The sequence below is a fragment of the Janthinobacterium sp. 344 genome (assembly GCF_900112025.1).
Taxonomy (GTDB): Bacteria; Pseudomonadota; Gammaproteobacteria; order Burkholderiales; family Burkholderiaceae_D; genus Janthinobacterium.
In genome coordinates this window covers 300,414-320,904 of the sequence record NZ_FOKL01000008.1, presented here as the reverse complement: position 1 = coordinate 320,904, position 20,491 = coordinate 300,414, and the positions used below count along the sequence as shown (strand labels likewise).

General features: G+C 61.0%; 16 protein-coding genes and 1 tRNA gene. 2 read left to right on the top strand and 15 right to left on the bottom strand.

The features are described 5' to 3' along the window. Positions 1-417: 417 nt before the first annotated feature. Positions 418-1,917 carry a nucleobase:cation symporter-2 family protein gene (locus BM193_RS21680; protein ID WP_217638501.1) on the top strand — a complete coding sequence of 500 codons (1,500 nt, stop codon included), beginning with the start codon at positions 418-420 and terminating at the stop codon, positions 1,915-1,917. 52 nt (positions 1,918-1,969) lie between these two features. Here BM193_RS21680 and BM193_RS21675 read toward each other — a convergent pair whose 3' ends face one another. The 15 genes from BM193_RS21675 to BM193_RS21610 all read right to left on the bottom strand — a co-directional run bounded on the left by BM193_RS21675 (position 1,970) and on the right by BM193_RS21610 (position 19,527). Continuing rightward, positions 1,970-7,012 carry a diguanylate cyclase domain-containing protein gene (locus tag BM193_RS21675; protein WP_092799921.1) on the bottom strand — a complete coding sequence of 1,681 codons (5,043 nt, stop codon included), beginning with the start codon at positions 7,010-7,012 and terminating at the stop codon, positions 1,970-1,972. Positions 7,013-7,669: 657 nt separating this feature from the next. Next, a complete protein-coding gene (locus tag BM193_RS29175) occupies positions 7,670-7,873 on the bottom strand; it encodes a hypothetical protein (protein WP_254786360.1) in 204 nt (67 codons plus the stop codon). A gap of 341 nt (positions 7,874-8,214) precedes the next feature. After that, positions 8,215-9,516, bottom strand: a complete 1,302-nt coding sequence (locus BM193_RS28535; protein ID WP_139176240.1) for a hypothetical protein — start codon at positions 9,514-9,516, stop codon at positions 8,215-8,217. Between the two features lie 100 nt (positions 9,517-9,616). Then, positions 9,617-10,084, bottom strand: a complete 468-nt coding sequence (locus BM193_RS21665) for a phage virion morphogenesis protein (protein ID WP_092799923.1) — start codon at positions 10,082-10,084, stop codon at positions 9,617-9,619. Beyond that, entirely contained in the window at positions 10,081-10,332 is a 252-nt protein-coding gene (locus BM193_RS21660) for a phage tail protein (RefSeq protein WP_254786359.1), read from the bottom strand. The genes BM193_RS21665 and BM193_RS21660 overlap by 4 nt, the downstream gene beginning before the upstream one ends. Positions 10,333-10,842: 510 nt before the next feature. Next, positions 10,843-11,265 carry a type II toxin-antitoxin system HicB family antitoxin gene (locus BM193_RS21655; RefSeq protein WP_092799927.1) on the bottom strand — a complete coding sequence of 141 codons (423 nt, stop codon included), beginning with the start codon at positions 11,263-11,265 and terminating at the stop codon, positions 10,843-10,845. A 136-nt stretch (positions 11,266-11,401) separates the two neighbouring features. Continuing rightward, positions 11,402-11,584, bottom strand: coding sequence for a type II toxin-antitoxin system HicA family toxin (locus BM193_RS21650; protein WP_092800469.1), 183 nt, complete (start codon positions 11,582-11,584; stop codon positions 11,402-11,404). Between the two features lie 320 nt (positions 11,585-11,904). Continuing rightward, positions 11,905-12,576 (bottom strand): site-specific integrase, encoded by a 672-nt coding sequence (locus BM193_RS21645; protein ID WP_092799929.1) that lies wholly within the window; start codon positions 12,574-12,576, stop codon positions 11,905-11,907. A 168-nt stretch (positions 12,577-12,744) separates the two neighbouring features. Then, positions 12,745-12,831, bottom strand: a tRNA-Leu gene (locus tag BM193_RS21640). Positions 12,832-13,009: 178 nt separating this feature from the next. Beyond that, complete coding sequence (locus BM193_RS21635) at positions 13,010-15,301, bottom strand: TonB-dependent receptor (RefSeq protein WP_092800472.1); 2,292 nt, start codon at positions 15,299-15,301, stop codon at positions 13,010-13,012. A gap of 442 nt (positions 15,302-15,743) precedes the next feature. Next, positions 15,744-17,462, bottom strand: a complete 1,719-nt coding sequence (locus BM193_RS21630) for a methyl-accepting chemotaxis protein (protein ID WP_092799931.1) — start codon at positions 17,460-17,462, stop codon at positions 15,744-15,746. A 330-nt stretch (positions 17,463-17,792) separates the two neighbouring features. Continuing rightward, positions 17,793-18,182 carry a nuclear transport factor 2 family protein gene (locus tag BM193_RS21625; RefSeq protein WP_092799933.1) on the bottom strand — a complete coding sequence of 130 codons (390 nt, stop codon included), beginning with the start codon at positions 18,180-18,182 and terminating at the stop codon, positions 17,793-17,795. Continuing rightward, positions 18,182-18,394 carry a hypothetical protein gene (locus BM193_RS21620; protein ID WP_092709745.1) on the bottom strand — a complete coding sequence of 71 codons (213 nt, stop codon included), beginning with the start codon at positions 18,392-18,394 and terminating at the stop codon, positions 18,182-18,184. The genes BM193_RS21625 and BM193_RS21620 overlap by 1 nt, the downstream gene beginning before the upstream one ends. Positions 18,395-18,445: 51 nt before the next feature. Then, the gene (locus BM193_RS21615; RefSeq protein WP_175533380.1) at positions 18,446-18,949 is read right to left on the bottom strand and encodes a DUF2939 domain-containing protein; all 504 of its coding nucleotides are present in this window, start codon (positions 18,947-18,949) and stop codon (positions 18,446-18,448) included. Between the two features lie 125 nt (positions 18,950-19,074). After that, entirely contained in the window at positions 19,075-19,527 is a 453-nt protein-coding gene (locus BM193_RS21610) for a DUF2939 domain-containing protein (RefSeq protein ID WP_092799937.1), read from the bottom strand. 112 nt (positions 19,528-19,639) lie between these two features. Here BM193_RS21610 and BM193_RS21605 point away from each other — a divergent pair, with 112 nt between their 5' ends. After that, positions 19,640-20,476 (top strand): hypothetical protein, encoded by an 837-nt coding sequence (locus BM193_RS21605; protein ID WP_092799939.1) that lies wholly within the window; start codon positions 19,640-19,642, stop codon positions 20,474-20,476. The last annotated feature ends 15 nt before the right edge of the window (positions 20,477-20,491 follow it).

Sequence of the window (20,491 nt, the reverse complement as noted above, 5' to 3'; positions counted from 1 at the left end):
CAACCCTCAACCCTCAACCCTCAACCCTCAACCACCCCCAATCTTCCAATCCCCAATCTTCCAACCTCCAACCTCCAACCTCTAACCTCCAACCTCCATTCTTCCATCTTCGATCCTCCATCCCCAGCCATCCACACCGCGCCCTGCCGCCTTCTGGTGCATGCGCGCGGCGGCATGCGAGAAAACAGTGCATGCATGGCCCTGTTGTCAGCTTGAAAGCGGCTTTCGGCACAATTTATGTATACAATCTAGCTGGCACGATGCGTGCATGGCTAGTCTTGGGCATTTCCCCATTCCAAGGAGCTTCGCATGCATCCGTCGTCGCCGTCGTTGTGTTCCTGTCGTCCCGTTTCTGTCTTGCTTTTCCCATGCCACCGTCCCCATCCGGGGTGCGGAAACCCTGGAAATGGAGCGTAAATGGCCTCTCCCCGTCTGAAATCCATCCACCGCGGCACAGCCGACGACTCGGCTTCAACGCCATCGCCTGTCGATGAAATGCTGCCCGCCGGAAAACTGTTCACCTTGGGCTTGCAGCACGTACTCGTGATGTATGCGGGTGCCATCGCCGTGCCGCTGATCGTGGGCCGCGCCCTCAAGCTGCCGCCCGAGCAGGTGGCGGCGCTGATCAGCGCCGACCTGTTCTGCTGCGGGCTGGTGACACTGATCCAGTCCCTGGGACTAGGCAAGTATTTCGGCATCCGCCTGCCCGTGATGATGGGCGTGACGTTTGCCGCCGTCAGTCCCATGCTGGCCATGGCCAACAATCCTGCCCTGGGCATCACGGGCATCTTTGGTGCCGTGATCGGCGCCGGTGTCGTCTCCATGCTGATCGCGCCCTTCATCAGCCGGCTGCTGGCGCTGTTTCCACCCGTGGTCACGGGCAGCATCATCGCCGTCATCGGCGTGTCGCTGATGCGCGTCGGCGTGAACTGGGCCATGGGCGGGCCGCCGGCCATGGCCCGGATCGCCGACCCGGCGTTCATCAAGATGGCCGCGGCTGCCACGGCGGCCGGCTTGCCCGCGCCGGTCGGGCCCGTGCCGATGATCGCCAACCCCGGCTATGGCGCGCTGGACAACATGGGCATCGCCTTCTTCGTGCTGGCCGTGATCTTGCTGGTGGCGAAATATGGCCGGGGATTCCTGTCGAATATCGCCGTGCTGATCGGCATCATCGCCGGCACGTCCCTGGCGTTTGCGCTGGGCAAGGCCGATTTCGCCAAGGTGGCCAGCGCCAAGATGTTTGCTGTCGTCACGCCATTCCAGTTCGGCATGCCGACCTTCGACCTGGTCGCCATTGTGACCATGAGCCTGGTGATGATCGTCGTCATGATCGAGTCGCTGGGCATGTTCCTGGCGCTGGGCGAGATGACGGACAAGCGCATCACCCAGGCCGACATCAGCCGCGGCCTGCGCGTCGATGGCCTGGGCACCTTGATCGGCGGCATCTTCAACACCTTTCCCTACACCTCATTCTCGCAAAACGTGGGCCTGGTGGGCGTGACGGGCGTGCGCAGCCGCTGGGTCTGCGTCGCGGCCGGCATCATCCTGCTGGTCATGGGCGTGATCCCGAAGATTGCGCAGACGGCCGAGGCCGTGCCGGCCTTCGTGCTGGGTGGGGCAGGGCTGGTCATGTTCGGCATGGTGGCCGCCACCGGCATCCGCATCCTGGCCAGCGTCGACTACAAGAGCAATCGCAATAACCTGTTTATCGTGGCGCTGTCGATCGGCTTTGGCATGTTGCCGCTGGTGGCGGAACAGTACGCGCAGCACATGCCGAAGGAGCTGTCGCCGCTGCTGCACAGCGGCATCCTGCTGGCCGCCATCGTTGCCGTGCTGCTCAATTTGTTTTTCAATGGGCTGGCATCGAACGGCGAGGCGCGGCAGCAGGCGCGCGAGAATAGCCACGGCAGCGATTAGTCGCTGGAAATCGTGCGCAGGCGCCGTGATCACTGGGGCCTGCCACTGCCAGTCAGGCGCGCCCCAGCTCTTTGAGCACCACGCCATTGCGCCCCGCATCCTTGGCCAGATACAGCGCCGCATCGGCCACGCGCAACAGGGCGTCCGGATCGGCGGCGCCCGGTGCCTGCTGGACCGCGATGCCAACGCTGATCGTCACTTGCTGCGCGTGCGCACTCGCGTGGGCGATGTGCAGCTCTTCGATGGCGCGCCGCAGCGCTTCGCCGATCTGCCGTGCCTCGTCTGCGCCGGTGTTCGGCAGCACGATGGAAAACTCTTCGCCGCCATAACGTGCCGTCAGGTCGCCGGCGCGCCGCATGCCAGACGCCAGCGCATGGGCGACACGGATCAGGCATGCGTCGCCGGCCTGGTGGCCATAGCGGTCGTTGAACAGCTTGAAGTAGTCGACATCGAGCATGATGACGGCAAGCGGCTGGCCGACGCGCGTGGCGCGCGCACATTCGGTGCGCAGCACGTCGTCGAAATGGCGCCGGTTCGCCAGGCCGGTCAGGCTGTCGGTGATGGACAGGGTGGCCAGCTTGCGGTTGGCGTCTTCCAGCTGTTCCGTGCGCTCGGCAACGCGCCGTTCGAGGCTGTCATGCAGCCTGGCGCTGGAAATTGAAATCATCGCCTGCGCGCCGAGCATGCGCAGGAAGGCCACGCGCTCCTGCGTGAACGAGGCTTCGGCCAGCCGATTCTCGAAGTACAGGATGCCGTCGATCCGGCCGCCGTGGCGGATCGGCAGGCACATGACGGCACGCGGCCGCTGCAACTGCACGTACGGGTCGTCGGCAAAGCGCGAGAGGTCCGTGATGCTGTCTTCGATCACTTCGGTGCCGGTGCGGATGGCATAACGCAGTAGCGACAGCGGGAACTGCGGGTCGCTGGCAGCATGCAGGTCGAGCGGGCGCGATTGCAGCACGGTGACGGCATCGCCGTCGGTGCTGGCCTCCAGCTGGTAGGCGCCATCGGACAGCAGCAGCAGGTGTGCGATCTGCGCGCCAGCGTTTTCGCACACGATGGCAATCAATCGTGTCAGCACCTTGCGCAGGCCGACTTCGTTCGACAGGATCTGCGCCGCCTTCAGCAGCGACACCAGGTCGAGCGCAGCGCTGCCGTGCGCCTGGGAGCCGGCGTGCGGCTGGGTGGCGCGCCCTTCGACCCTGGCCAGCAGCGCGGCGTGGCGCGCCCGCAGTTGCGCCACCTTGCCTTCGGCGCCCCACTGGCCGTAATGCGCGATGGCGTCCTGGAGGAAGACGCTGGCCACGCGCGGCTGTCCCTGGTCGTGCCAGCATTCGCCGCACAGCTCATTGCCCAGCGCTTGCATGTTGACATAGCCTGCCAGGCCGGCGGCATCGTTGGCCTGCTGGTAGCAGCGCATGGCCAGCTGCAGATTTTCCCGGTAACGTGCCATCTCGGCCTGCACCAGCAGATGTTTGGCGCCGCTGTTGTCCGATCCCTGCCTGGCCCATACGGCAAGACTCGCCTGCAGCGTGTCGATCACCTCCAGCACATCGTCGGCATCAGGGCGCGCTGGCACGCGCCGCAGCGCGCGCAGCCAAATCAGCGCGGCATAGAAGCTGGACTCGACGACCTTGGCCTGGCCGCGCATGATGGCGGTGACGGTGCCCAGCTGGCTGGCCAGCGTTTCGGCGTCGGCGGTGTCGAACAGGTAGGCATTGCGGATCTTGCCTTGCAAGAAGTAGGCGCGATACAGCTGCGAATCGCCATATTGGTCGAGGAAGCGCGCCTCGCTGAATACCGCATCATCGTAGCTGTCGTGGTGGGGGACTTGGCCCATCAGACATTTGATCGGCTGGATTGCGGCCGCGACACAACAATCGGCCATCGCCTGCTGGCCATTGGCGCGCATCAGCGTCAGGTCGTGCCCGATGTCGTGCAGCAGGCGTGGCAGGTAGTCGCCGAGGATGATCCGCTCGGTGGCGCGCACGGCGGCCACCACGCCGACCTGCACGAAGTCGGCGATCTCCAGCGCCCAGCCAAATGCCTCTTCGTACAGGGCATCGGAGCTGCGCAGCGGGCGTGTCCAGTGGTTGCTCAGCGCGCCGAACATCAGGGCGGTGAGGGTACGCGTCTGCAGATTGGCGCGGCGCCTGGCCAGCGCCATCGCCATCGCGCCAAATTCGTAGCCGCGCGCGACCTCGTCGTGGTACAGCGCAAGCATCATGGCGTAGCCGATGTACGCGACTGCGCTGAAATCGCTGGTCCCCCGCTGCATGGACAGGCGCGTCATCGACACCACCATCAGCGCGCTCAAATCCTGCTGGCCGGCGTAGTAGCTGGCCATCCACAGTCCCTGCATCATCTGCATCGCGGCCACCGCGCCCGGATCGCGCATGTCCTCGGCCGCCAGCAAGGAATCGGGCGCACGTGCGATGTCGTGCCGCGCGATGTCCGCCAAAATCTCTTCGAAGCGCGCCTTCATGTGCGGCACATCGTGCGGAATGTCGATGCCCAGCTGCGCCAGGCCGTCGCGCTGCACGGCGATGGCGTCGAGCAGGCGGCCCTGTAACTGGTACTGGTGCGCCTGGATGGCGATGCAGCGGACCTGCAGCAACGGACTCAGGGCGCGTGCGCGCACCAAGGGATAGACCGCTTCGGCGGCATCGAACTGGCCGCACAGGTAGGCCGCTTCGGCGGCGCCCAGCTGCAGGTCGAGCCACAGGTCGGCGTGCAACCGCCAGGCTTCAGCAGGCAGCAGATCGAGGCCCGTTCGCATGTGCTCCAGGGTGGCCTGGAACGCGGCGCAGCGCCGTGCCTTTTCGCCGGCGCGCAAATTCAGCGCCGCCAGCTGCACCCGCTCGGCCGCATCGTCGATCAGCGCGCGGCCGGCATTGAGCTGTTCCACGAGTTCAAACAGCTTTTCATCCTGCCGCTCCTGTGGCGTACGGCGCAGCAGCAAGCGGCCGATGCACAGGTGGTTGGTCGCGCGCACGCCCGCATCGGCGACGCCATAGGCTGCCTGTTGCACCCGGTCGTGCAGGAAGCGGTAACTGATGCCACTATCGCCGGCATGCGTATCGCCATCGATGTATTTATAGCGCGTGTCGAGCGGCTGGATCAGGCCCGCAGTGAGTGCCGGCCACAGGTCTTGCTGCGTGTGCCAGGGCGTGCGCGCCACGGCCAGCGCCAGCGTATCGAGCGTGAAGCGGTTGCCGCATGAGGCGGCCAGTTGCAGCAGATGCCGCGTCGCCGCCGGCAGGTGCCCGATTTTCTCCAGCAGTACGTCGATCACGTTGTCCGTATACGTCGCTTGCTCTATCGCTGGCAGATCCCATTCCCAGCTATCGTCGGCAGCCCGGTAGCGCAGATGGCCGTGATCATTGAGCGAATCGAGGAACTGGTGGAGGAAAAATGGATTGCCGGCCGTTTTGCGGTAGCACGCGCGCGTCAGCGTCGCGCAGTCCGGAACGGCCACGCGCACGGTGGCCGACACCATCTGCGCCACCTGCGGCTCGCTCAATGCACCCAGTGTGAGCGTCGACAGTCGCACGCCGCGCGCCAGTAGCTTGTCGCGCAGCGCGCTGAGTGGATGCGCGGCGCCGACTTCGTTGTCGCGGTACGCGCCGATGAACAGCATGTGGCAATGGTCGCAGGAGACCATCAGCAGCTCGATCATGCGCAGCGTGGCCACATCGGCCCATTGCAGGTCGTCGAGGAACAGGACCAGCGGATGCCCGTCAGCGGCGAATACTTCGACGAAGCGCGAGAACACCCGGTCCAGGCGTAACTGGGCCTGTTCCGGCGCCGAGGCGGGAATCGCTTCGGTGGGGCCGACGATCAGTGACAACTGGGGTATCAGTTCGACAATCACGCCCAGGCCGCTGCCCAGGGCCGCATGCAGTTTGCCGGCCCACTGCCGCAGCGTTTTCTCGGGTTGGCCGAGCAGTTGGCGCACCAGTTCCTGGAAGGCCTGGATCAGCGGCGCATACGGGACGTCGCGCTGGAGCTGGTCAAATTTGCCCGCCAAGAAACAGCCGCGCCGGGCGATGATCGGTTTTTGCACTTCGTTGACGACCGCCGACTTGCCGATGCCGGAATGGCCGGCCACCAGCAGCATCTCGCACCTGCCTGCCGCGCTGCGTTCAAACGCCGCCAGCAGCGCGGCGATGGCGTCCTCGCGTCCGTGCAGCGTTTGTGGCAAAAGGAAGCGGCCATTGTGCCCGGACAGTTTGCGCGCCGGCGCCGGCTTCGCCATGCGGCATGCGGCGAGGTCGCCGTGCAGCCCCGGCAAGCTCTGATAGCGTTGATCGGCATTTTTCTCCAGCAGCCGCTGGATGATCGCCAGCAGCTGGCCAGGCAGCGCCGCCAGCGCCGGGTGCGACCAGTCCGGACTGCGGGCGATGTGGCAATGCACGAGTTCCATCTCGTCGTTCGTCTCGAATGGCGCCTGGCCAGTCAGCAATTCGTAAAAGGTGGCGCCGAGCGCATACAAATCGGCGCGGTAATCGATGCGCCGGTTCATGCGTCCCGTCTGCTCCGGCGCCATGTAGCGCAGCGTGCCTTCCAGTTGGCGCGGATTGGCGATGCCATGGCTTTCGGCGGGCAGTTCGCTGGCGATGCCGAAATCGATCAGCTGCAGCAGGCGCCGCTCGCCGTTCCACACCAGATTCGATGGATTGATATCCTTGTGGATCACGCCTTGCCGATGGACTTCCTCCAGCGCCGCGCACAGTTGCAGCGCGATGTCGAAAAAATCCTCCAGCGCCATGGCGGGCTCGGACGGCGACCGGCGCGCCGCCAGCCGCGTGCGCAGCACCTGGTCCAGCGCAAGACAGCCCGTATCTTCGAGGATCATCGTCCAGCACCCGGCATGCAGCTGCAGCGCCAGCGGATGCGCCACGCCAGGATGGCGGCAGCGGCGCGCGATCGCATATTCGCGCTTGAACTGCGCCAGTTGCTGGAACGAGGGGAACTGCTGGTTGGGTATCTTGACGACCAGCGCGGCGCCATCGGCAGCCGTGGCGCGGTAAACCCGTGAGCGGGTACCGCTGTGCAGCTGTTTGATGATCTGGTGGTCGAAAAGGGCGCTCATGGGCTGGGCGTGCGATACACAGACGGTTGCGGGAGCCTTGAGGCGCAGAGGTCATGATAGTACTTGATTGCAAGTATTATATCAGTAGGGAGTGGTGGCGAAGCAAGCGATGCGATGTGCTTGCGGGCGGCGGGCGGGCAAGTTTGTTCATTGCGGTGGTCCAGGATGGTGCCAACGTTCAGCGCCTCCGCCCGTCGCTGAGGCGGCTGTGCGGACGTGATCGCGGAGCCACGAGCGATGCGCCGCATGCGCCTGGCATCGGGGAGGTTAGCTGCGGCCGATCGCCGCAGGTGAGCCAGACCCCTTCCGCTGTTGATGCTTTGACGCGGGTGATTCCGTGGATATGTGGACGCCATCAAAGCGGCACCGGCAACCGCTGGGCCGCGGCTTTCCTGCTCCTGGCACTCTACAGGCGCTGTTCGCCGCAGCGTGCCCGCACCCTATTGCCTTCTTGTCTGTCTCCCTTGCCGGAACTGGCGCGCACGATCGCGCCGCTGGCTCACTTCCGAATGGAATAGCCACATGCTGAATTTTACGCGCCGCCTCGTGGCGCTTCATCGCCCTTGCTGGCGCCGGGTTCAAGCACGCTGAAGCGACTATCTGATTGATCGATGGCCAGGCGCTGTCAACGCTGAAACCCGCTTTCCTTGTCTGTCGTCACCTTGAGTTCACCATGCGCCAACACTTCACTCCCGCCTTGTTGATGGGCACGGCGTTGGCGCGCGCGGCGGCCAGCAGAATTGGCACCTCCGGCCCGACGCAGATAAACACGATCGCCTCGATCTGGTAATCGATGACTTCGGCGACTTGGACCACCAGGTGCGGGTGCTGCCGGCGCGTAGCGTGGCCCAGTTCAGCCATTCCGTGGTGAGTGTTGGCTCGAGCCGCACGCGCGCCTTGGCACCTTTGACCTCGGCAATGGTACCCAGACGGATCAGGTTTTGCAGCAAGCGGAGGAGGTCGGAGAGGTCGGCGTTCATGCAATGCATGTTGCCGAAGTCCGCGTGCGGATGCACGCGGGGGCGGGTTGATAAGACGGTTAGTGACTATTTTGCACCTCGGTGCGCAGGGTTAAAACATTTTAATTTATGAATGTATTTTTCGTTAATTCAATATAATTACTTCGCTCTATAATTTTTTGAAGTGGGAATATTTTATAGGATTGGATTGCGGCGTATGGTGGAATAATAAAGCATCTGGAATTACTGCCTAATTATCCATGTTGAATTATTTTCTTCCAATAAAATATTAAACTCTTCTGTATCAAATAGAGATGTCTGCTGTATACGTTTAAGTACCACCGTATAGGCATTGGCTCCGATTAAGTCTGCGCCGTGGGTCGTTGGTAATCGTATTAGTCGTATAAAATCATTCTTTGTGAACTCATTGAAAATCGGAAGTAATAAACGATTTAACGCATCATTCGCTGAATCATAGCTGCGAACTTTTGATATTAATTGCAATGTTCTTTCTTTTGCCGTACCTTTTAAGCCAAAAGAATTAATTGCGGCGGATAGATCGTCTATATTGAATGTTTCGACTTTTTCAACTACTAATGGAGCTAGTTCGGGTGTCATCAATAATGTTGGTAGACCCGGGAGAACGACCGCATTAGGAGAGTTTTGAATGAATTGCTTAAGCTTGTCGCGACCTGGTTGAAGGAGCATCCCCCAATACGAATGAATTCCGGTAACAAGAGCTGCCGCACTAGCCAGTTCCGAATCGGTAGCGTCTTTGAGGACTCGATTTAGTTGTTTCCCCACTCTTGCCTCGGCTTGAGGACGATGGATCTCGATAACGGCGTTTAGGGCATAACGGGCTTGAGGCTTCCAATATAAAGGGCTTTTATCGTCAAAATATTGAAATATTGCCATATCTACGAACCCAGTAACTAGAGCATCACTCGCCCGTTCCAGGGCAGATGCTCGCAATTGTGTTACCGCTTGAGCATGATCCTGAGGGAAATAATTAGAACTAATTAAAGCTAATAATCGCGCTAGCTGGGCTTTTCCTTGTACAGGAGGTTGTGCTAAAACATGAGAAACGGCATTTGTTAGGTGTAGGCGCGCTTGTTCTGCGGATGGTCGGTAGGGCTCCCCAATTTGCTGGAATGATGGATGTGCACAACGATGACGGTCTTCTCGAAGTCGCTGAAGATCAACCATTTGTTGTTGGTCAAAAAATTGAAGATCATTCTTGCAAATATGGATTAGTTCACGCTCAAATTCTAGAGCTGCCTGTATTCCTTGTGTATTCCCATCATTGATCTGCTGGATGTATTTTTCATATCGAGTCCATATCGGAATGGCCTTTGCTTCTCCAGCAAGCGAAAGCTCGCGAATTTTATCTACCAAGTCAAAAATTACTGCAATCCATACACTTACTATGGTCGCTCTGTATGCTCCTGCTCGGTAACACAAAATAGCTTCGGAAATATAAGTTCTGGACTGTTCCGATCTACAACGTAATGCCAGAACTTCAATGTCAAGAAGAGATTCGTTCATAGTAGTTATTTTCATATGTGCGTTGATTAAGTGAGCGTGATGCAGAGACACTCTAACCTATTTGATAACTAATGTCAGTCTTTAGTCGGTATTATGTATTTTAACTATTGGCTAGATGTTGCAGTAATGACTGTCGGATAAGCTCATGGTTAGCGGTGCTGATGCCCAAAAGTGGGCGCTCCGGGTATTTATATGTTTGTCCACCTTTAGGCAAGTGTTCCTCTTCACCAAAGTGATGAACTCGGGCCATACGAGCCACACGACCAAAAAAACCGACCTCGATCTGGGTTCCTGTTGCCATCAACTTTAAAAACCTTGCGGTGCGAATCTTGGCGAACATCGCCGCCTTTTGCCGCTTGATGCGTCCATTCTTGCCCTTGAGTTCCTTGCGCCGCTTGCGCGCCGGGTAGGCCGCGCCATCCGGCCCCTGCTGCGCCTTGATGCGCTGCGCCTGGCTGCGGCGAAGGTCGATGGCCACCTTGTGATTGATGGCGCGGCGCTGGGCCGGCTGCAGCTTGGCCAGCAGCGCGCCGGCCCAGGCTTCCAGCGCGCGCAGGTCGTCGCTCATGCCTTGGCCTCGGGCGTGCGCCGTTCGGCCAGCAGCGTCTCGCCGTCGTACAGCTTCCAGAAATCGTCAGTGTAGGCCGGCGTGTGCTGTATCTCGGCTAGGTGCCTGATATCGAGCCGACCCGCCTCGCCGGTCTTGACGGCCACTCGCTCGGTCAGGTCCAGCTTGATGGAAATGTCCACCGTTTCATGGTTATTAAAATCCGCCTCGAAGGCGATGCCGTGCTTGCGGGTTTTCTCGTTGGCCATCAGTCGAGCTGATGCACTTTCAGCCATCGGCCCCGTGTAGCCGGCAGGGCAGGGCCGCGACAGCCCAGCCGCGCCGGATCGCCCTAGCCACCGCACAAGCCGCCCATGAGGCGGCTTTTTCACGTCCCGACGAATGATATTGTATAGAAGGCAAGAAAAAGGCCCGTTTCGGCCCGGCGCGCGCAGTTGTGCCCCCTCCACATCTGCCCGCTATATAGAGGTCTTTTGACTCAAATTTGCGCCATGGCCGAAGGCGCATGAGGACTGGCGCGGCGGGGCAAAAAGGGGGCATGCGATTTGACGCATTTTGACGCACTTTGAGCGGTTTTTGATGCGGGCGGCAGGTTCTGCTTCCTCGGCTGCACGTAAATATATTCGAAGTTTCGCTATGGACAGTTCTCGGCTGGCCTGACTTTCGCCGATTGGAGCGTGCCTAGACTCCCCCAAGTCTTTGCTGGGCACACAAAAAAAATAGGCCCGCTATAGCGGGCCTTGAAGTGCGTCCTGGAATCAAGCAGCCTCAAGAGACTTTGACTCTGCATCGATAAGCTGCAGCGCAGCGCGTGACAGCAGGCCACTACGGGTCTCATGGCGGGAGGCTGCGTATCGATCAATTTTGCTAAGAACAAAGCGTGGCAGGCTGATGTTGATACGTTCGGGCTTGCTATCAAGCTTTTCAAGGTCGAGTTCGACCAATGCCCAAATTCCGCCAGAATACTCAGGATTCTCCTGCAAGGCTTCGATCTTGCTTTTAGTGATCTCAACTGGCTCACCCAACTCTAGAAGAGTCTCGATGTGGCTGGTGATTGCCTCCCTTACGTTTCTAAGCGCTTCCTCTACCGTATCGCCCCATGAGTGGACGCCTTTAATGTCCGGTACATTCACCCCGTACACGCTACCTTCATCTTTAAAAATTACAACTGGGATATCCATTCTCTCCTCCCTATTTGTTGACCGGCTCCGCGCTTCCCATCCGGTCAAAACGAGTGACTACCAACAATTTATGAGTGCACATTCGGAGTGCTTTAGTTGAGAGTCCCCTGCATCTTGCCGGATGCTGGGGGCTTACTTACTTCAATCCTGCGTCCTTCAATATGCTGTTCCACGTTCCGATTGGCAGGTCTTTTTTCGGGTGAGGTACCGTTACCAGACCTGGCTTTTCAGGGTGTTTGAAGTGATGGTGGCTCCCTTTGACTCGTACTTCTTTCCATCCATCCTCTTCCAGCATTCGGATCAATTTACTTGAGTTCATCTGCAACCCCGAATGTTGATGTGTGTAATTATACACAAAAAATAAAAATGTGTAGAAGTGTGTAGTATTCTGATGGGGCATGCTAATAGTGCGACCTACGTACTGATCGAAGTCACGCAGCATGATGATTTCCCCAACTTTCTGTATGTATAACTCACGTAGGTACTTTTGTAGGTACAGTGATTTGATTTGTCTCGTAAGGCCTTACTGGCAATGGTTATTCGTATTGCACCGCTTTCGCCAAGCAAAAAAAACCGCCGTCGGGAGGTTTTTTGTTGCTTGATCACTGCAGTGCCTATCCGAGCTTGGCCGCCAAATCCTCAGCGCTCTTGTTGTAGTACACCTGTAGCATACGCAAATCCCTGTGCCCGCATCGCCGTCTCGATGGCGAAGAGGTAGGCGACCGCCACGGCCTGGCTCTTGGTCGTCACCGGCTCGTCGGCAAAGCCAAGTGCGTTGCACAGGTGCTCGACTTCATCATCGGTTGGAATGCGTTCGCGTGCGGCGGCAGGCTTGGGGCGGCGCACGTCGCTGGTCGGACTGTCCGCAAGCCACTTCCATTCCTTGCGCGCGGTCGTTAAGACGTGGGAAAGCAAGTTCAGCTCGCGATTCACGGTGGCGCCACTGACCTTGCTTTCCCCGGTCATGCGCTGATCGCGCCAGGCGCCGAGCAGTTCAGGCGTCACGCGGGCCAGTTTGCTATCTTTAATTGCCTGGCCTCCAATGAGCACTTCGCCGATGGCATTGAGGCGCAGCCGCTCCCATCGCTCGCCACGTTTGTGGATCGAGACTTCTTCCAGATACCTGTCGAATGCATCGCCGCAGCTTTTCCCGATGACGATGCCGCTGTCGGCGCCGCGCCGGATTTCGGTTTCTCGTGCCGACGCCCAGGCCGCAGCCTCGGCCTTGGTGCTGAATGTTTTAGATTCCCGTGTGCCGTGGATGGCGATCTCTGCCCGCCAACCGCCAACCCGTTTCCTGAATGAAGCCATGCATCCCTCTCGTTGAGGCGTAATCATGGCGTAAATTTGGCGTAATCGCTACTGGTTTTTGTCGGGTTTAATATGGATTAATAGAAATCTCGGGACGTAAAAAAAGCCACTAACCCGTTGATTATATTGGGTTTAATGGCTTTTTTGATGTTTCTGAATTCTGCGCGCTGGTGCCCGGAGCCGGAATCGAACCGGCACGCCCTTACAGGCGGGAGATTTTAAGTCTCCAGTGTCTACCAGTTTCACCATCCGGGCAGCGCGGCGAGATTCTAGCACAGGTGATGCTCATTACGCCATCTTGTGCCTGCTTTGGCCATGGCGATGCTGGCTTGATCCCTGTGGCGTGGACGCTTGCCCGGCTTGCAACAAAGCTGCCCGCTTGATGCCGGATCGCTCTGGCATGTGCAGCCAGGTGCGTTACGAGCGAAAGCCATCAGAACGTCGCCTTGAACTGCACCCCGTATGTGCGCGGTTCGTTGACGATGCCTGTCAGGTTGTTGAACTCGATCGCGCCCAGGGACTGGATCTGGTTGGTGATGTTGCGGCCGTAGGCGGCGATTTCGTAGCGGTCCCATTTGTAGCCGGCGCGCAGGCCGCCTTCCAGCAATTCCTTGGCCTTGTATTCCTTCGCTTCGTAGAGGAAGAAGTTGTAGCTGGTGCGGTAGGCCCAGTCGGTGTAGGCGAAGAATTCGCCGTTGGCGACGGGGATGCTGTATTTCAGGGTGACGTTGGCTTGCCATTGTGGCGCGCGCGGCAGCGGGTTGCCGTTGATGTAGGCCGTGCCGGCGAACGGGCCCACGGGGTCGGTGACGGTGCAGCCGCTGGAGGGCGTGTTCTGCGCATTGCCGCACGTCTGCACGAACAGGCTTTTGTCCTGGATTTCCGTGTGGTTGTAACTGCCGCCCAGGGTCATGCTGAGCGAGTCGCTGAGGTTGGCCTGGAAATCGAGCTCCACGCCCTGGCCCGTGGCCTTGTCGGCGTTGAGCAGCTGGTTCATGTTGATGACGCCGCTGCCGGCCGTCAGTTGCTTGTCTTTCACGCGGTACTGGAACACGGCCAGGCTGAGGCGGGCGCGCTTGTCGAACAGGTCCTGCTTGATGCCCGCTTCGATGGACAGCACTTTTTCGGCGCCGGCAAACGAAGGACGGTCGGCCAGGCCGTTCAGGCGGCCCTGCATCGACGGCGCGCGGTAGCCGGTGGCGATGCGCGCATAGGCGTTGGTGTGCGGCGTCAGCACGTAAGTGCCGCTCAAGTCCCAGCTGACGTTGTGCGAGGTGTCGTTCAGATTGAACGGGCCGGCCGTGGTCGCTTCCACGCGCCTGGCCGAGAAATCCTTCTTGTCCGTCGTGTAGCGCAGGCCGGCGCGCAGCTTCAGGGCGTCCGATACGGTGTAGTTCAGCGAGCCGAAGGCCGCGTACGACTTCGCGCTCTGATTTTGCGTGGCGTAGGACGGATTTTGCGGATTGCCCGGCGCCAGGCTGTCAAAGCTGATGCTGTCGATGCGGATGTCTTCCTTGAAGTAGAACAGGCCGGCGATCCATTGCAGCGGGCCCCTGGCGCTGGACTCGGCGCGGAATTCCTGCGAAATCTGCTTGTGCTCGGGAATGACGTCGGCCGTTTCCACCACGAACGGAATATAGCCGGGACCCATCGGCGGCGCGTACACGGCGCCATACCCGCCGTCGACATCGGCGCGGCTGTAGAAATCGAGTTTTTCATAACCGGTGATCGCGTGCAGGGTCACGCCATCGAGGTCCCACTTCAGGCGCATGCTGCCGCCCTTGGTCTTCAGGTGCTGGCGGTTGACGCCGTCCGTGGGGTAGGAGCCATAGTCGAAATTGTCGACCAGGTCATTCGTGCCCTGTTTCAGGATGTTGGCGCGAAAGAGGGTGGCTGTGCCGTCGAGGTTGCGCGCGTGCATGTTGAACAGGGCCGTGAAGTCGCGCGTGGGCTTGACCAGCACCTGCAGGCGCGCGGCGCTGTCTTCATAGCCTTCGAAGTCGCGCGTGCCGGTGGGACGCGGATTGTGCACGCGGTCGTCGCGGCGCTGCGTCTGGCCCGAGAAGCGCAGGGCCACGGTGTCGCTGACGGGCACGTTGAAGGCGCCCTCCAGATTCTTCACGCCATCCTTGCCGAAGCCGCCGCTCAGGTAGCCTTCCGTCCTGAAGACGGGCTTGGCCGAATCGAACTTGATCACGCCAGCCGGCGAGTTGCGGCCGAACAGGGTGCCCTGCGGGCCGCGCAGCACTTCCACCTGGTCCACGTCGAAGACAGGAAAGCCCTTGAGCATGGGGTTTTCCTGCACCACGTCATCCATCACCAGGCCGACGGGCTGCGAGGCGTTCAAGTCGAAGTCGGTATTGCCCAGGCCGCGAATGTAAAAGCGTGGAAAGGTGCGGCCATAGTCCGATTCGACGGAGACGCTGGGCGAGCGGCTGTTGAGGAAGCGGATGTCGGCGCCGCCGGCCGTCAGGGTGTCGAGCTTGTCGCCCTTCAGGGTGGCGATCGACATGGGCACGTCCTTGATGTTTTCCGCGCGCCGCTGCGCCGTGACGATCACCGTTTCCAGCTGGCCAGGCCCGGCTTGCGGGACGGGGGCGGCAGGCGCATCGGCGGCCGCCGCGGGGGCGCCCTCCTGTGCCTGCGCCATGGCCTGCAAGGGAAAGGCGGCGGTGATGGCCAGGGCGATCAGGGTATGGCGTACGGTGCTGGCATGCGGTGTCATCATGAAACGGCTCCCATCGGTCAGGTTGTTCGAAAGGTCCAGGCAGGGGCTAATCCGCTAGACGAAAAATCATGCTAGCACGGAAATTTTTAGTATTCTTGCCATTTCCCGGGCCTGGCGATTCATATCCGTTTCGACTCAATACACGACGAAAATCGTATTTGTCGTCAATATCGGGCGGGCGCATAGTGGGGTGCCGGCGGGCTTGCGCGGGCGCAAAAGTGGCGGGGCAGGACGGTGGGTTTTCCTGGGGCGGCGCAAAAAAGCGTGCGCCATTTTGGTGTAGTCCCGGCATCCGGGTGCCAGCGCTGCGGCAGTTGGCGCGGATTTTTTAGGCGGGGGGCGTGTTGTTACGACGCGACAGGGGAGGCCGACTGCGGCTCTCCTCCTGTGCGGGTAGGCGGGGGTATGCGGGGCATGCGTGGCGCATGCCTTGGTCTGCTTAAAACTCTTCCCAATCGCCGGCCGTTACGGCTTCCGCATGCATCGCGCGGTGTTTCACCGTCGCGGCCTGGCGCTTGGCGGGGCTGCCGGCCGGTGCCGGTACCAGGCGCAGCGGCTTGGCGCTGGCCCGCGCTGGTGCCGGTGCGGCCGCATGGCTGTCGTGCGTCTTGAAGATGCTGACGGTCTGCACCAAGTGGTTGGCCTGGTCGCGCAGCGATTCCGCGGCGGCCGCCGCTTCTTCCACCAGCGACGCGTTTTGTTGCGTGACGCCATCCATCTGCGTCACCGCCTGGTTGATCTGCTCGATGCCGGCCGACTGTTCCTCGCTGGCCATGGTGATGTCAGCGATGATGTTGCTGACGCGGGCAACGCTGGCCACGACCTCGGACATCGTCGTTCCCGCCTGTGCCGCCAGCCTGGAGCCCGCGTCGACGCGGCTCACGGAGTCGTCGATCAGCGTCTTGATTTCCTTGGCCGCGCTGGCGCTGCGCTGGGCCAGGCCGCGCACCTCGGTCGCCACCACGGCGAAGCCGCGGCCCTGTTCACCCGCGCGTGCCGCTTCCACGGCCGCATTCAGAGCCAGGATGTTGGTCTGGAAGGCGATGCCGTCGATGACGCTGATGATGTCGACGATCTTGCGCGACGATTCGCTGATCAGCTCCATGGTGCCCATCACTTGCCCCACCACGGCGCCGCCCTTGCTGGCGACGTCCGATGCCGTCGTGGCCAGCACATTGGCTTCGCGGGCATTTTCCGCATTCTTGCGCACGGTGCTGGTGAGTTCTTCCATCGAGGAAGCCGTCTCCTCCAGGGAGCTGGCTTGCTGTTCCGTGCGCAGGGACAGGTCGTTATTGCCCGTGGAAATTTCCTCGGCGGCAAGGGAGACCGTGTCGGAATCCTGGCGCACAGAGGACACGACCGTGGTCAGCGACGCCTGCATGCGCTGCAGCGCCGACAGCACGCTGGCCGTATCGTGCTGTGCAACGCTGATTTTGCCGGTCAGGTCGCCGCCGGCCAGCAGGCTGACGGCGTCGCACAGCTGCTTCGGTTCGGCGCCCAGCGCCTTGAGCAAGCTGCGTGTGATGAGCCAGCCGGCCAGGCCTGCCAGCGCGATGGACAGCAAGCTGGCGCCGATGAGGATATTCCTGCTGAGAATGTAACGCTCGTTGTCTTCCTGCAGGATGATGGTGGAGCGCTGGTCCGTCAGCGCGAAATAGTCATCGCTGGCGGCGACGAGGGCGGCCAGCAGCGGGCGGCACTCCTCGTTCATCTTGGTGATGGCCTGTTCGGTTTTCTTTTGCAGCGCCAGGTCCACGATGGCCAGCGCCACGGGGGCATAGCGCTTTTCGATGCCGTCGATCTTGTTGATGGCGGCGCGTGCCTCGTCCGATACGCCCGGCTCCTGCGCCAGCTGCAGCAGATGCTGCATGTTCTTGAGGACATCGGCGTGCGCCTGCAGGACGTGCTTGCGCTCGATCTCCAGGTCTTCCGGCTTGGTGACGAGCACCAGGTTCCTGGCCGCCACGGCACGCATGTCGATGGCGTCGCGTACGCGGTGCGCCGTATTGGCGCGGGCCATGATGCCGTTGACATACTGCTCGAAACTGGTGTTGAAGTTGGAAAAACTGCGCACGGACAGGATCGAAATGCCGATGAGGAAAAAGACCAGCAGGCCGAAAGCCAGAGTGAGCTGGGTGCGAACGGTGAATTTATCCATGATGCCTCTCCCAAGATACGTGGTGAAAATTAGAAAGGGGGCTTGCGTGGACGGGCTGGCGGGCTGTTGCCTGGCAGCGCGGGATGCCCTACGCAGTGCTTCTCTATCCAGAACACGGATTCGTGGTGTATGAGGATCGTGCAAATAAAACCGATTTCAATAATAAATTTCGTTATTTGTTTTATTTGTTAAAATCATTTTTGCACAAAAATTTGAGTAAATCAATCAAATTTTGCGTGCCAAAAAACAACTTTTCGACACAGGCGGCCAGTTCCCTTGCCGCGCGCGCGATACGGCGTGGCGTAGGTCGCTGCGGCGCCGCTTGCCGACTCAGCCGGGCATGGGCGTGCCCTGGTGGAAGGCAAGCTGCCAGCGGCCATCGCGCCATTTCCACAGCGAGCTGCGCAGGCTGGCGCTGGGGGGCAGGGCGCCGCTGGCGTGCCGCAGCGAGCGGTAGGTCACGAATGCCACATCGCTCGCCAGCAGCCGGGCCTGAAAATCGTAGATGCTGCGGGGACAGAATTGCTCTGCTGGCAAGTCGGCCAGGGTGGCCACGCGCGTCCAGACGTGGCCGGAGCTGCCGAATTCGATGAATTCGTCGGCCAGCAGGGCCGCCAGCCTGGCGCCGTCGGCGCGCACCGCCTGGCTTTGCAGGGCCGCCTCCAGGGCCTGCAGCTGCGCTGCCAGGTCCGTCGCGTCTGCTTGCGCCGGTGCCTTCATCAGATGGGAAACGCGCCCGCGCCCGACACGTTCAGGCTGGCCACCTTGTCGCTGGAAAAATACTTGATCTGCCCCAGGCCGATGGCATAGCAGCCGTCGGCCAGCGCGGTGATGGGGCCCGTCAATTTTTCACCGCTGACGAGGGTGACGACCCAGGGTGTGGTGGCCGGTTTGGCCGCATGGGCCAGTGCGTGGTGTACCAGGTCAGTCATGCTGCCTCCGAAGGAATGTGGGTGGACAGATGATAGCAGTGCGCGGCCGTTTCATGCGTCGGCCAGCAGATTCCTGGGCAGCGCCACCGACGTCAGTTTCCAGCCCCACACGCCGTCGCGCGTCAGCGTCAGTTCGCCGATGTGGCTCTTGCTGTGGGCGCGCTGGACGACGACGCTGTCCCAGGAGGTGTAGCGCAGGGTGTAGTCGGGCTTGGTATTGCGCTGGCGGCCGCTGATGTCGCTGACCTTGGCGATCGGGCGTTCATAACGGTCATTGAGCTTGATCAAGGCGACGATGCCTTCCGGCATGAGCATGGTGTCGAGCAGGGGAGCGATGACGTCCGGACTGATGTCGTCGGCCACTTCCGGCGCCGAAAACAGGGTCTGCAGCTGCTGTCCCAGGCTGCCGCGCAGCCGGGCCACGTCGATGTGCGCGGCCAGCGCATCCGTATCCTGTTCCATGGTGGCCGTGCGGATCTGGTTCATGGTGAGATACGGGCTGCCATAGAAGACGCCGGCCAGTGCGACCAGTGCCACTAGAGCGAGAAGCAACATTCTTTTCATCGTGCGATCTCTCGGATGTCTGGCGACCCGGTGCGCCTGAAGTGTTGGCATTCTACATAATATTTCCCAAAATCAATATAGCGGTTTAGCCAAGTTTCAGTAACTGTTGTTCTAGATCAATATTTCAACAGTTCGGGCGGCAAGCTGATGTCCTTCAACTGCCAGTCCCAGATGCCGTGGCGGCGCAGCAGGAACTGGCTGGCGGCGGGACCGGCGCCCTTGCGCCGCAGCACCACTTCATTCCACGAGCGGTACGCCATGCCGAAGTCGTGGCGCTGGCCGTCCGTTCCCTGCTTGCCGTGCAGGATCAGCACCGTGATGCCGGGCGGCGAGACGATGGTGTCGAGCATTTCTTTCAGGTCGTCCGCGTCCGCTCCTTCGCCGGCCGCCTGCAGTTGCCGCGCCACGCTGGCGCGCACGGCGGCCAGGTCCGCATGCTGCGCCAGGTTTTCCAGGCGCACCGACTTGGCCGCGATGCTGATGCGGTACATGGCGATATAGGGACTGACCCAGGTGAAGCCGATGGCGGCGACGGCAAAAATCGCTGCGGTGGCATATTTTCTTTTCATGGTCTCGGTGTGGGAATGATCGGTGCCGCCGTGATTTTACCCGGCCGGCACGGACAGATGGTGTAGCATTCGTGCCGGCGCGGACCATCGCGCCGCAATATTGAGGACAACCATGAATATCACTATCAATCAGGTGCTGCAGGCGTACATCGACCCGCTCACCGCCAGCGAGTACGCGGCGCTCGAGCGCAGCCTGCTGGCCGAGGGCTGCCGCGACGCGCTGGTGCTGTGGAACGACGTGCTGATCGACGGGCATAACCGCTACGCCATCTGCCGCCAGCACGGCATCGACTTCAAGACCATCCAGAACACCAGCTTTACCTCGCTCGACGATGTCATGCTGTGGATGATCGACAATCACCTGGCGCGCCGCAGCGTGTCGGACTTCCAGCGCGGCGTGCTGGCCCTGCGCAAGAAAGAAATCGTCGCCGCGCGCAGCCCCGCGCCCGTCAGCGCCCAGGACGCGCCGGACGGTGAAAACGCCCCCAAGCCCCCCATGAGCACGCGCGAAGAAGTGGCCAAGGCGGCGCGCCTGAGCAGCAACCAGATCAGCCAGATCGAGAAGATCCAGAAGGCGGCGTCGCCGGAACTGGTGCAAGCCGTTCGCTCGGGCACGATTTCCATCAATGCGGCGGCCACCGTGGCATCGCTGCCGCCGGAAGAGCAGGTGGCGGCCGTCGCCGGCGGCAAGAAACTGCTGCGCCAGGCGGCCAAGGAAATCCGCGAACAGCGCGCCGCCACGCGCACGCCGCGCGAACCGAAGGTGCATGTATCGCAGGACACGCCGGAAACAGGCAACGAGCCGTGGGCCGAGAACGCGGCGCAGGCGCCGTCCGAAACGGAGCGCCTGCGTGGCGAGATCGCCAGCCTGAAACAGAAGGTGGCGCAGCTGCAGGCGGAAAATGTGGAACTCAACCAGCGTATCGCCACGCTGATCGACGCATCCTGACGATTGGAGTAGTGC